The sequence below is a fragment of the Noviherbaspirillum pedocola genome, assembly GCF_016632335.1.
Taxonomy (GTDB): domain Bacteria; phylum Pseudomonadota; class Gammaproteobacteria; order Burkholderiales; family Burkholderiaceae_D; genus Noviherbaspirillum_A; species Noviherbaspirillum_A pedocola.
Map to the genome: position 1 here is coordinate 292790 of NZ_JAEPBG010000007.1, position 12716 is coordinate 305505.

Below are 12716 nucleotides of genomic sequence, written 5' to 3' on the forward strand. Positions count from 1 at the left end.
CAGGCCCCACGCATCAAGCCATAACCTCGCTCAACCTGCCACCTCAATCCTGATTGACAAAATACAGCGAGCTGCTGGCGCAATCCTGGCATTCCCGATAGAAGCGTTTGCCATCCTTGCGCAGCCTTTCGCGGTGCCCATCCTTGCCGCAAGCGACTTTGGCCGGCGCATTGGCATCGCAGTCCGAGCATTTGAAGTAATAGCCGAATTTGCCGTATTGGATGGACAACTTGGCGCTCCGGCATTTTTTGCAAGCGTGCACCGTGGTCTCCACGGAAAGCGCTACTGCGGTGCTCGCCGGTTCCGAGACGGGCGCGACAGCCGTAACGGCCGGGGTATTGCCAAACTCGATGCTTATCGGCCCTTGCTCAAGTGCAGGCAGTGGCAAGGCATGATCCTGCCGCATGCCGAATTTCGCTTCGTAGTCGACCAATATTGGCCGGTGCATGCGCAGCAGCTTGCGGGAAATGTCGACCAGCGATTCCGAAAAGGTCGTGCGCACCAGACCGCTGATCATGCTCAGCACATTCGCGCTATCCAGATTCTTCTGGTAAGCAGTGAGAAATTGATCGGCCTTGATCACCATGCTGCTGTTGAATTTTTTCGAGCGGTCGATCCGGGCTTGCGGAGCGACGAGGATCATCGATTCGACCGCGGGCTCCGGCAAGCCCATCATCGCCAATGCCTTTTTCAACACCAGAACGTGGCGTTCGTTCTGCTCGATCGGCGATGGCATGCCTTCATAAGTCTTCTTCCAGTCGTTCCAGCGCAGGAACTCGCCCTCATCGGTGATCTTCACGCCATGGCTGAAATGCTTGGTCTCGAGCACATAGAAGCGGTAGGTCTGGTGGATCAGCAGATGATCGATCTGCGCCACCCGGCCATCGTCGAGCTGCAGTCGCAGGTCGTGGAGCACGGCGGTTTTCCTGCTGTCCTTCAGGTGGAAGTCGATCAGATAAGCTGCTTCGCGTTCGCCCTTGATGCCGGCGCGCATGATGTGCAGCTCTCTTTCTATCGCTGCTTTCTTGTTGCTGCCGGCGCGGGCCAGGAGGTTTTCGAGGACGGCAACGGCGGCCTGCTTGTCATCGGGTTTTTTGCACAGCATGTTTCGCGCGTATCAAACGGAGGAAAAACGAAGGAAGAAATAAAAGTTTCCGTATTGTAACATTCTGAACGACTTTTTTTCGCATGTACGCTCTGCTGCACGACTGTTGCGATTTGAAGGCTTAACCGAGTCCGTTTTTCAAACACCGCACACTACAATAGCCGCCACCCATCCACGATCCCCGCTCATGACCACATTCGCTTCGCAAGACCCGCAATTCGCCCTGCCCGCACCGGCCCAGCCCGGCCAGGCGCTGTCCCAGGTCGATACGCCATCGCTGCTGCTCGATCTGGCCGCCTTCGAACGCAATCTCGACCGCATGCAAGGCCGCGCCGATGCTGCCGGCGTCAAGCTGCGGCCGCATGCGAAAGCGCATAAGACCCCGGACATCGCGCTGGCACAGGTGGCGCGCGGCGCGGTCGGCGTGTGCTGTCAGAAGGTCAGCGAAGCCCTGCCCTTCGTGCGCGCCGGCATTGCCGACATCCACATCAGCAATGAGATTGCGACGCCGGCCAAGGCGGCCTTACTGGCCGCGCTGGCGCGCCGGGCATCGATGAGCGTGTGCGTGGACGATGCGCGCCAGGTGGCAATGCTGGAAGACGCTTGCCGCGCGGCGGATGCGCGACTCACGGTGTTCGTGGAGATCGATGTCGGCCAGGGCCGCTGCGGCGTGAAGAATGCGGAATCGGCATTGCGGCTGGCCGAGGCCATCGCCGGCTCTTCACATCTGCGCTTCGGCGGCCTGCAGGCCTATCACGGCGGCGCGCAGCACCGGCGCACGCGCGAAGAGCGGCGCGTAGCCGCGGCGCGCGCGGCCGAAAGCGCGGCGCAGACGGTCGTGCGGCTGGATGCGGCCGGCATTGCCTGCGCGACCGTCACCGGCGGTGGCACCGGCAGCGTCGAGTTCGATCTTGCCAGCGGCGTCTACACCGAGATCCAGCCCGGCTCCTATGTGTTCATGGATGGCGATTACGGCCGCAATGAATGGGATGCGGCCAGCCGCTTCGAGCACAGCCTGTTCATCGCCAGCACGGTCATGAGCGTGGCCTCAGGCACGCGCGCGGTGCTGGATGCCGGCCTGAAATCGATGGCGGTGGACTCCGGCCTGCCCACGATCTGGCAGCCGTCGCCGCAAGCGCTGCGCTATGTGGCGGCGAATGATGAGCATGGCATCGTCGAAGCGACGGATGGCACGGCGCTGCCCGGGCTGGGCGCGCAGGTGCTGCTGGTGCCCGGGCATTGCGATCCGACGCTGAACCTGTATGACGAGATCGTCGGCTTTCGCGACGGCCGCGTGGAATGCCTGTGGCCGGTCGCGGCGCGCGGCTTGAGCCGGTAGGCAGCGAGGAACTGGCGCAATCGACAGGTATTGCGGCAGTTTGCGGTGCGTATTGTTGGGCTTGGCAGCCCAACCTACGAACACCTTTGCGAAGGGTGAATGCGTAGGTTGGGCTGCCAAGCCCAACGAAACCTCCGATTGCGCACAAGCCTTTCCGGCGCACTTCCTTCTTCCATTCCGCAACGACGCTTACTTGTCGAAGGAGCGCGAACCCGACGCGATCTCGCGCAAGCGCGGCATGTCGAGAATCCTCACCTCGCGGTTGCTCACCTCCAGCAAGCCCGCCTTCTTGAACTTGGCGATCAGCCTGCTGATGCTTTCGATCGTCAGGCCAAGGTAATTGCCGATCTCTTCCCTGCCCATGCGCAATTGCAGGCTGGTGGACGCATAGCCGCGCGCCGCATAGCGCGAGGACAGGTTCACCAGGAAAGCGGAGAAACGCTGCTCGGACGCCATGTTGCCGAGCAACAGCATCACCGACTGGTCACGCGTGATTTCCTGGCTCATCAGGCGATGAAACTGGCGCAACAGCGCCGGTATCTGCACGAACAGCGCTTCGAGTTCGCTGTACTGGATTTCGCAGACTTCGCTGTCTTCCAGCGCCTTGGCATCGCATTGATGCTTGCCGCTGGAAATCGCATCCAGCCCGAGGATCTCGCCCGGCATCTGAAAGCCGGTGATCTGCTGTTCACCGTCGTGCGTGACCTGGTAGGTCTTGAAATGGCCGACGCGCACCGCGAACAGCCGCAGGAAGGGATCGTCCTGTCGATACAGCAACTCGCCCTTGGCCACGCGCTGACGTTTGCGGATCACCCGGTCGAGGCGGTCCATGTCCTCGCCCGACAGGCCCACGGGCAGGCACAGCTCGCGCAGGTTGCAGTTGGCGCAGCGTGTTCTGAGCTCATCCAGGCTGAAAACGGGCTTGTGCGCGCCGTCTTCGGAAAAGGTGATGGGTTCTTCCATGCTCGGCTCCGCGGGTCCGGTTGTTCCGTTCTTTTCGTCCAATGTCATGAATCTTATAACGTTCTTGTTTTTAGCGCCGTTGGGCGATCGCAAGGTGCGTGAGCATACACCGGGTGCGTGCATGTTCCGCTGAAGAAATGCGGAATCGCCACGGCGCGTGGCGAAAGCGTTACAGGAAGCGTTGGAAGATGCGGCGGGGACGGAATGCCGGCGCCGCCCACAAGCCGCGGCACGGTGCGCATCAGAGCAACTGGTAATCCACCGGCGCGGCGGGTTTGGGCAGCGGCTTTTCGCCTAGCGATTCGCGCAGTGTGATCTCGATGCCGCGGCAGATCGCTTCCAGCGGCAGGTCGTTGGCCGACATGCCGAAGGGTTCCTCGATCTCGTCGCCGAGCGCATCCAGGCCGAAGAAGGTGTAGGCGACGATGGCAACGACAAATGGCGTCATGAACCGGATCGTGTCCACCAGGCCGAAGGGCAGCAGAAAGCAGTACAGATAGGCGGTGCGGTGCAGCAGCAGCGTGTAGGAGAACGGAATCGGCGTATTGCGGATGCGCTCGCAGGCCGCACCGGTGGCCACCATCGCCGACAGCGTGGCGTCGATGGAAGCGGCCAGCATGCTGTCGATGCGCCCTTCCTCCATGCAGCGCTTCAGGTCCTCGCCCATGCGGTCCATCAGGAAATGCGGCTTGTGCGTCGAGGCCAGCATGCGTTCCCATTCATACGGCGACAGCAGCGGCTTCAGATCCTCGGCGCCGTCGGTGCCGCGCAGATGGTGGCGCAGGGCATGGGCAAAGGCGATCGCGCGATGCACCATCTGCCGGCGCAGCGCGGCGTCGCCGGTCGGATCCGATGGCGCGTGGCCGACGAAGGTCTGGCACTGGCGCACGAAATTGCGGCTTCGCAGCACCAGCTCGCCCCAGAGCTTGCGTCCTTCCCAATAGCGGTCGTAGGCAGAGTTGTTGCGAAAGCCGAGGAAGATCGCCAACGGCAGGCCCATCAGCGTGAACGGGATGGTGGTGACGGTGAGCTTGTGGCCGAGAAAGCTGCCATCGGTGATGGTGACGACAATGGCCAGCAGCGTGGTGACGACCAGGCTTTTCCAGATGCGCGACAAAATCGAGCCGCGCATGGCGAAGAACAGCTTGAAACCGGAAGGACGGTCACGAACGATCATGGCGTGGGCCTCGTTGAAGGACAGGCCCCACAGGCAGAGAGAAAGGGACAGCGAGCATCTTGTTCTTGTGAATGGATGGGCCATGCCGGTATGGGTCGACATGGCGATTCTTGTCGAGGCGGCCGCGCCGCGTAAAGCCGGCCGCGCAGGCGCCTACGATTCGCGCATGCTTCCCGCAGTGCGATAGCGTTCGTGCCAGCACAGCGCACGCTCGAGCAGATGCGGCGTATGGCCGCCGCGCCGGCAGGCTTCTGCGAAATAGGCGCGCAGTGCTGGCCGGTATTCCGGATGCGCGCAGCGCTCGATGATCAGCGGCGCGCGTTCGCGCGGCGCCAGCCCGCGCAGGTCCGCCAGGCCCCACTCGGTGACCAGCACATCGACATCGTGCTCGGTATGGTCGACATGCGACACCATCGGCACCACGCTGGAGATGTCGCCCCCCTTGGCCACCGACTTGCTGACGAACAGCGACAGCTGGCCGTTGCGCGCGAAGTCGCCCGAGCCGCCGATGCCGTTCATCATGTGCGTGCCGCCGACATGCGTGGAATTGACGTTGCCGTAGAGATCGAATTCCAGCGCGGTATTGAGGGCGATGATGCCGAGCCGGCGCACGATCTCGGGATGATTGCTGATCTCCTGCGGCCGTAGCACGATGCGCTCGCGATAGCGCTCGATGTCGCGCAAAAAACGTTCATGCATGTCCTTCGACAAGGTGATCGACGAAGCCGACGCGAATTCCAGCTGGCCCGAGTCGATCAACGCGATCGCACTGTCCTGCAGCACCTCGGAATACATCGTCAGGCCGGAAAACGGCGAATCGATCAGGCCATGCAATACCGCGTTGGCGATGGTGCCGATGCCGGCCTGCAAGGGCGCGAGCCGCGGGCTCAGCCGACGGCATTCGACTTCGCCCGCAAGGAACTCGATCACATGCCGCGCGATTGCCGCGGTTTCGGCATCCGGCGGCAGGATGGTCGATGGGCTGTCCGGGCTGTCGGTAACGACGATGGCCGCAATGCGCTCGGGATCGACCGCGATGCGCGGCGCGCCGATGCGCTGCGACGGGCCGGCAAGCGGAATCGGCGCGCGCTCGGGCCGGTCAGCCGGCAGATAAATGTCGTGCAAACCTTCGAGCGCGGCCGGCGCGGCCAGGTTCAGTTCGACGATGACCTGCTTCGCGCCCTGCACGAAGCTGGCCGAGTTGCCGACCGCCATGGTCGGCACGATGCCGCCATCCTCGGCGATTGCGGCGGCTTCGATCACTGCGATATCGACCGGCGCGAGGCTTCCCGAGCGCAAGGATTCGGCGGTCTCGGACAAGTGTTGGTCTATGAACATCACCGCGCCGTCATTGATTTTCCTGCGCAGCGTGGCGTCGGCCTGGAATGGCAGGCGGCGCGCGATCAGCCCGGCCTCGGCCATGAGTCCATCGCTGTCGTTGCCCAGCGAAGCGCCGGTCAAGAGCGTCAGGCGCAGCGGTTCGCCCCGCGCGCGCTCGGCCAGTGCCGCTGGCAGCGCCTTTGCATCGCCGGCGCGGGTGAAGCCGCTCATGCCGACGGTCATGCCGTCGCGGAAAAATTCGGCTGCCTGCGCTGCGCTCATCAGCTTGCCGCGCAGGCCGGCGTGGCGTAGGCGATCGCTGTACATCATCGTTCTCCTCGGATGGTCTTTCTGTCATCCGATTGTAGGATCCGGCAAGCCTGCACGTTATGAATTAAAGTCTTCGCTTTCAGTCGGAATTTTCATAGTTCATGGACATCCGCTCGCTGCGCTATTTCATCGAGACCGCGCGCCTGGCCAGCTTCACCGGCGCGGCCGAAGCGCTGCATGTAACGCAATCGACCATCAGCAAGATGGTGCGGCAGCTGGAAGACGAGATCGGCACGCCGCTGCTGGCACGCGACGGCCGCAAGCTGACGCTGACCGATACCGGCGCCATCGTGTTCGCACGCGGCCAGGAAATCCTGGCGACGATGAAGCAATTACAACGCGAGGTGCAGGACACGCGCTCGCTGCGCCGCGGCCGGCTCGTGCTCGGCATTCCGCCGATGATCAATCTGCTGTTCACGCCCGTGCTCAAGGCCTTTCGCGAGCGGCATCCGGAAATCGCGCTGGAGCTGGTCGAAGACACCGGCCAGGCCGTCGAGCGCCTGGTGGCATCGGGCGATGTCGAGGTCGGCATGACGGTCTTGCCCAGCGATCCGGCGCTGGACTTGGAAGCCGAGGAAATCGCCAGCTATCCGATCTGGGCGCTGGCGGCGGCGGGAAGCTTTGCGGCGCAGCGCGGCACGCTGCCATTGAAAACCCTGCGCGACTTGCCGCTGGTGATGCTGAAGGACGATTTTGCGCTGACCCGCAGCCTGCGCCAGGCCTTTGCCGCCGCTGGCTTCGAACCGAAGATCGCCGCGCAGAGCGGCCACTGGGACTGGCTGGCGGCCATGGCCGGCGCCGGCCTGGGCGTGGCCCTGTTGCCGGAACCGTTTCTCGGTCTTCTCGCCACTGGCCGCATCGATGCGGTGCGCATCGTCGAGCCGGAACTGCGCTGGCGCGTGGCGCAGGTGCGGCATGGAAGGTATCTGTCGCATGCGGCCCGGGCCTGGCTGGGGATTTGCCGGGAAGTGCTTGGGTGAGGCAGAGGTCGCCGCCCAGCCGTTTCAATGTGATCGGGAACCATGCTTCGCTTCGCTCGCATGAAGAACCGCTGCTTCGTAGGGTGGGCGCAGCCCACGCGGCCCACCGTTTATCCTCCGCTGACCGCGTGGGCTGCGCCCACACTACGAATCCATTGCGACATCGGCTGCTTGTTGTTTCGATCCACGCACGGCATGGCCAACCATAGACCGAGTGAAGAGCGATTGTTCACCACCTTCAAAAACCCGGCCTGCCATCTCACAGGCAAAGCCCCCTCCCTACCGCGCCCGCACCAGCCGCGGCCCCAGCATCACGCAGGCCAGCGCCGCGACGATGAAGGCGATGCCGGCCCATTGCCAGCCGCCTATGCTTTCCCCCAGCGCCAGCACGCCCGAGCTCAGTCCCACCACCGGCACGCCGAGGCTGAACGGCGCAACGCGATTCGCGCCATGGCGCTGGATCAGACGGGTCCACTGGCTGTACGCGAACAGCGTCGCTACCCAGCCGAGATAAGCAATCGCGATCCACGCCTGCCAGGGCGCAGCCATCCAGCGGGTATGGCTTTCGACCGGATCGAACAGCAGCGACAGCAGCAAAAACGGCAGCACCGGCACCGCGCTGCACCAGACCAGGAAGGCGAGCGGATCGAACTGCGGCGCGTTCTTCTGCGCCAGCCGCACCACGATATTCGACGCTGCCCACATCGACGCGCCTGACAGGCACAGCACGAAGCCGGCGGCGGTGGTGCCGTTGCCGCCGCCGGGCCCGACATAGTTCATCGCAATGCAACCCAGGCCGATCGCGGCCAGCGTCAATCCCGCCGTCAGCGGCGCGCCCGGCTTCTCGCGAAAGCCGATGAACAGGAACAGCGCGGTGAAGAACACCTGGGTCTGCATCAGCACCGAGGCCAGCGCCGCGGTCATGCCGATCTTCAGCGACAGGAAGACGAAGCCGAACTGGCCAACCCCCTGGAACAGGCCATACAGCAGCAACCACTTGCGCGCCATCTTCGGCATCGGCAGGAACAGGATCAGCGGCAGCGCGGCGCACAGATAGCGCGCCGCGCCGAGCTGAAAGGGCGTGAAGTCGCGCAGGCCTATCTTCATCGCCACGAAATTGCTACCCCAGATCAGCACGATGAGCGCGGCGGCGAACAGGTCGCGGCCGCTCAGGCGATGGTGTTGCATGACTTCTCTCCGTTGTTCTCGTTGTTCTCGTTGTTCTTGCTTGCGGGCTTGCTTCCATCGCCACCCGGCCGCACCGTCTCGATGCGCCACCACGGTGGCAGCAGGCGCTTCACGTCGCCGCGCGCATAGCGGTCGTCGATCAGATAGACCACGCCGCGATCGCTGCGCGAGCGTATCACCCGGCCCGCCGCCTGCACCACTTTCTGCAAGCCGGGATAGAGATACACATAGTCGTAGCCCGCGCCGAAGCTCGCCTCCATGCGCTGCCGGAAATTTTCATTGACCGGGTTGATCTGCGGCAGGCCGAGCGTGGCGATGAAGGCGCCGATCAGGCGCGCGCCCGGCAGGTCAATGCCTTCGCCAAAGGCGCCGCCCAGCACCGCGAAGCCGATGCCGCGGCCATCTTCGGTGAAGCGTTCCAGGAAGGCGGCGCGCTCGGATTCCTCCATGCCGCGCGACTGGCGCCAGCAGGGGATGTCCGGATGACGCTCGGCGCAGGCGTCGGCAATCCTGCCGAGATAGTCGAAGCTGCTGCAGAAGACCAGGTAATTGCCCGGCGCTTCCCGGTACTGGCGTGCGATCAGCTCCGCGATCGGCGCGAGCGATGCTTCGCGCTCGCGGTAGCGCGTCGAAATGCCGGGTACCACGCGCACCGCGAGCTGGCTGGCGTCGAAAGGCGAAGCCACGTCCAGCCAGCGCGCGGACTCGGGCAAGCCGAGCATGTCGGCCATGTAGCGCGCGGGCCGGAAGGTCGCGGAAAACAGCGTGGCCGCATGCGCGGCCGCAAGCCGCGGCGCCAGATGCGGCGCCGGCACGATATTGCGCAGGCACAGCAGGCTGTCGTTCCGGCCGGGTCCACGCGAAATGTCGAACAGGGTATGTGACCCGAAGCCTTCGGCGATGCGGCAGAAATGCAGTGCATCGAACAGGAAGCGCTGCAGTTCGGCGTCCTGGCCGGGCTGTTCGGCGAGATGGTCGGTGATGACGGCGGTGGCCGCCTGCAACGCGAAGACCAGCTTGTCCGGCGGCGCTTCCTGGGTCTGGTAGGGCTCGGTCGCTTCGCGCAGCAGCGCATTCCATTCGCGGTTGACCTTGTCCAGGGCCGGCTTCACCATGCCCGGCGCGGTCTTCCTTACCGCGCGCATCGCCGCCTGCGACAGCTCGGCGCTGTACATGCCGCGGGCGCGCTCGATCAGGTTGTGCGCCTCGTCCACCAGGAGCGCCGCGCGCCAGTCGTTGCCAACGGCAAGCGCGAACAACTGCGCGGACGTGTCGAACCAGTAGTTGTAATCGCCGATGATCACATCGACCCAGCGCGACAGTTCCTGCCCGAGGTAATAGGGACAAACCGCATGCGTTTCGGCTACCGCGGCGAGCGTTTCGCGCGTCAGTGCGCCCACGCCAAGTTCCAGCGCGGCCGCGCGCGCTGCCGGCAGGCGGTCGTAGAAGCCCTTGGCCAGCGGACAGGATTCGCCATGGCAGGCCAGCTCCGGATGCACGCAGGCCTTCTCGCGCGCGACCAGCTCCAGCCGGCGCAACGGCAGGCCGTGGCCCGCATCGATCTGCGCGAGCGCATCGAAGGCGATCTTGCGGCCCGAGGTTTTCGCGGCGAGAAAGATCAGCTTGTCGATGCCGGCGGCCGGCGCGGCCTTGAGTAAGGGGAACAGCGTGCCGACGGTCTTGCCGATGCCGGTGGGCGCCTGCGCAGCGAGACAAAGGCCATCGCGCGCGCCGCGGTACACCGCGGCGGCGAGTTCGCGCTGCCCGGCGCGGAACTCGGCATGCGGAAAGGCGAGCGCCGTCCATGCCGCATCGCGCGCGGCGCGGTGCGCGAGCTCCTGCCGCGCCCAGCAGAGAAAGCGCTCGCAGTGATCTTCGAAATGCGCGCGCAGCCAGGCGGCGTCGCGGGTTTCGGTCAAGGCGGTTTCGCGGCCGCTGGCGATGTCGTAGTACACCAGCGCCAGCGTCAGCGACGCATAGCCGCGCGCCTCGCACAGCAGCCAGCCGTACAGGCGCAGCTGCGCCCAGTGCAGCGCGCGGTGGTTGCCCGGCATCGCCTCGAGTTCACCGCGATAGGTCTTTACTTCCTCCAGCCGCAGCGCCGCCGGATCGAAGCCGTCGGCGCGGCCGCGCACCGTCAGCTCGCGGTACTGGCCCGACAGGCTGATCTCGGATTCATAAGGCGGCCTGCGCCGCGCCGCCACCGCCGCATGGCCGGCGATGCCCTGCTGCGCGGTCGGCGATGGCGTGAAGCGGGAATCGAGGTCGCCGGCTTTCGCGGTGAACTCGCACAGCGCGCGCACCGCGACGGTGTAGCGGGTGGCCGCATCGCCATGGAGCGGGGCGACGCTGGCATCTGGCGCGGCTGCGCCGCCATGATGCGCAGCCGCGCCGGCATCGCATGCATCCGCGCCGCTGGCGCCTGGGGCCGGCAGCGCCATCTTCAGCGCGGTCGCGCGTAGCCGGAAGCGATCCAGTCGGCGGCGCTGGAAGCGGTCAGCTTGAAGTTGGCCGCGACCCGCACTTCGGCGAGCTGCTCGCCGTAGGCATCGGTTGCGGTCAGCCTGGCGTAGGGATCGAATTCATCGGGAATGATTTCGAGCGCGACATCGATGCGGCCGTCGTCGGTTTCGACCGACACGCTCTTGTTGAGCAGCGCATGCCGCTGCTGCTCGTGGCGGCGCAGCACTTCGTTGGCAGTCTTCACCAGCGTGTTGAACGCAGCCGTATCCAGCGGCTTCGGGTTCTTCTTGTCGCGGCCCATGGTCCAGGGCCCGACCAGCGCCGGCTCGGCTTCGCCATCCTTGATCATGGCCACTGCCCAGCCGTCGTCATCCTCGTTCTTGATCACGCGGGCGGTCCAGCCGTTGTCGCGCCACAGGCGGTCTTGCTCGATGCGGCCGTCATCGGCCGCATCATCGGGCATCTCGGGAATTGAAGTCATTGGGGGAAAGAGAGGAGGGAAAAAGCAGGCTCCATGATAGTGGAAATCGCGACGCGGCGTGCGCGGCATGCACCAGAATGCAGCATCGCGCCAGGCAAGCCAGTACAATCCGCCATCCCGCCCAGCCGTTGCAAATCAGCCTTCAGCCCCCAGACTCCAGCACCCAGACCATGCAAGCCCGCCTGACGCCGTCCACCATCCTGATGCTGACCATGCCGCCGCTGCTGTGGGCCGGCAATGCGGTGGTCGGGCGCATGATGCAGGGCGCGCTGCCGCCGATGACGATGAACTTCCTGCGCTGGACCATTGCCTTCGCGCTGCTGCTGCCGCTGGGCGGCTGGGCGCTGCGCCGGGACAGCGGCATGTGGCAGCAATGGCGCCGCTTCGCGCTCCTGGGCCTGTTCGGCATTGGCGCCTACAACTCGCTGCAATACCTGGCGCTGAAGACATCGTCGGCGATCAATGCCACGCTGGTCGGCGCGAGCATGCCGGTGTTCATGCTGGCTTTGGGCGCCCTGTTCTTCCGCACGCCGGTGTCGGCGCGGCAGGTGGCCGGCGCGCTGCTGTCCATCCTCGGCGTGCTGACCGTGCTCTCGCGCGGCGAGCCGCGGCTGCTGCTGGCGCTGCACCTGGTGCCGGGCGACCTGTTGATGCTCGTGGCCACGGCGATCTGGGCCATGTACAGCTGGCTGCTGATCCGGCCGATCGGGGCGCAAAAGCTGCGCGCCGACTGGGCCGCATTCATGATGGCGCAGCTGGTGTTCGGCCTGGCCTGGTCCGGGCTGTTCGCCGGCGTCGAGTTCGCAGCAACCGATGTGCACATCCGCTGGAGCTGGCGGGTGTTGGCCGCGTTGCTGTACGTCGGCATCGGACCGGCAGTGATCGCGCTGCGCTGCTGGGGAGCCGGCGTGCAGCGGGTCGGCCCGAATATCGCCGCCTTTTTCAGCAACCTCACGCCGCTGTTTGCCGCGCTGCTGTCATCAGCGCTCTTGGGCGAGCCACCGCATCTGTACCATGCGCTGGCCTTTGTACTGATCGTGGTGGGCATCGTGCTGTCGTCGCGGCGCTAGCTGGGGTTGCCGTGCGCAGGTTGGGCTGGTAAGCCAGCCTTTTCAAGGTCGGCGCGCGGTAACTGCTGCATTGGTTCTAATAGCACAACGCTGCGGGAGCACAACGCTACGCAGTTGCAGTTGCAGTTGCAGTTGCAGTTGCAGTTGCAGTTGCAGTTGCAGTTGGTTTTGGCTTTTGTCGTTGCCGTTGCTTTTAATCCCGTTGATCGCGCCGTGGCGCCGGGCCCTGAAGCGGATAAGGTGCGGCGTCTGTCTGAGCGAAGCGCAGCGTAGCGAGTTTAGCCGCGCCCCGCTTCAGGG

10 protein-coding genes are annotated in these 12716 nt (G+C 64.9%); 3 read left to right on the top strand and 7 right to left on the bottom strand.

Features of this window, described 5'->3' with window-relative positions; genetic code table 11:
- Window positions 1–43 precede the first annotated feature (43 nt).
- The gene (locus tag JJB74_RS17915) at window positions 44–1105 is read right to left on the bottom strand and encodes a nuclease-related domain-containing protein (protein ID WP_200593991.1); all 1062 of its coding nucleotides are present in this window, start codon (window positions 1103–1105) and stop codon (window positions 44–46) included.
- A 187-nt stretch (window positions 1106–1292) separates the two neighbouring features.
- On the opposite strand from JJB74_RS17915, the gene JJB74_RS17920 reads away from it, so the two are divergent.
- Window positions 1293–2444: a DSD1 family PLP-dependent enzyme gene (locus tag JJB74_RS17920; RefSeq protein WP_200593993.1), complete on the top strand. Its 1152-nt coding sequence runs from the start codon at window positions 1293–1295 to the stop codon at window positions 2442–2444.
- Window positions 2445–2633: 189 nt separating this feature from the next.
- On the opposite strand, the gene fnr is transcribed toward JJB74_RS17920, so the two are convergent.
- The 3 genes from fnr to JJB74_RS17935 form a co-directional block, all read right to left on the bottom strand.
- Window positions 2634–3407, bottom strand: coding sequence for a fumarate/nitrate reduction transcriptional regulator Fnr (gene fnr / locus JJB74_RS17925; RefSeq protein ID WP_200593994.1), 774 nt, complete (start codon window positions 3405–3407; stop codon window positions 2634–2636).
- Window positions 3408–3648: 241 nt separating this feature from the next.
- Complete coding sequence (locus tag JJB74_RS17930) at window positions 3649–4584, bottom strand: bestrophin family protein (RefSeq protein WP_200594050.1); 936 nt, start codon at window positions 4582–4584, stop codon at window positions 3649–3651.
- A gap of 153 nt (window positions 4585–4737) precedes the next feature.
- Window positions 4738–6231 (bottom strand): acetyl-CoA hydrolase/transferase family protein, encoded by a 1494-nt coding sequence (locus JJB74_RS17935; protein WP_200594052.1) that lies wholly within the window; start codon window positions 6229–6231, stop codon window positions 4738–4740.
- Between the two features lie 104 nt (window positions 6232–6335).
- Here JJB74_RS17935 and JJB74_RS17940 point away from each other — a divergent pair, with 104 nt between their 5' ends.
- Window positions 6336–7214 carry a LysR substrate-binding domain-containing protein gene (locus tag JJB74_RS17940; protein WP_200593996.1) on the top strand — a complete coding sequence of 293 codons (879 nt, stop codon included), beginning with the start codon at window positions 6336–6338 and terminating at the stop codon, window positions 7212–7214.
- Window positions 7215–7493: 279 nt separating this feature from the next.
- Here the strand turns inward: JJB74_RS17940 and JJB74_RS17945 are convergent, their stop codons facing one another.
- Genes JJB74_RS17945 through JJB74_RS17955 form a run of 3 tightly spaced genes read right to left on the bottom strand, consistent with a single transcriptional unit; the run spans window position 7494 to window position 11346 of the window.
- Window positions 7494–8402 carry an EamA family transporter gene (locus JJB74_RS17945; RefSeq protein WP_200593998.1) on the bottom strand — a complete coding sequence of 303 codons (909 nt, stop codon included), beginning with the start codon at window positions 8400–8402 and terminating at the stop codon, window positions 7494–7496.
- The gene (locus JJB74_RS17950; protein WP_200594001.1) at window positions 8384–10843 is read right to left on the bottom strand and encodes an ATP-dependent DNA helicase; all 2460 of its coding nucleotides are present in this window, start codon (window positions 10841–10843) and stop codon (window positions 8384–8386) included. Before JJB74_RS17950 ends, JJB74_RS17945 begins: the two co-directional genes overlap by 19 nt.
- 2 nt (window positions 10844–10845) lie before the next feature.
- Window positions 10846–11346 carry a hypothetical protein gene (locus JJB74_RS17955; protein WP_200594003.1) on the bottom strand — a complete coding sequence of 167 codons (501 nt, stop codon included), beginning with the start codon at window positions 11344–11346 and terminating at the stop codon, window positions 10846–10848.
- Between the two features lie 170 nt (window positions 11347–11516).
- Between JJB74_RS17955 and JJB74_RS17960 the strand changes: the two genes are divergently transcribed.
- Entirely contained in the window at window positions 11517–12416 is a 900-nt protein-coding gene (locus JJB74_RS17960; RefSeq protein WP_200594005.1) for a DMT family transporter, read from the top strand.
- Window positions 12417–12716 lie beyond the last annotated feature (300 nt).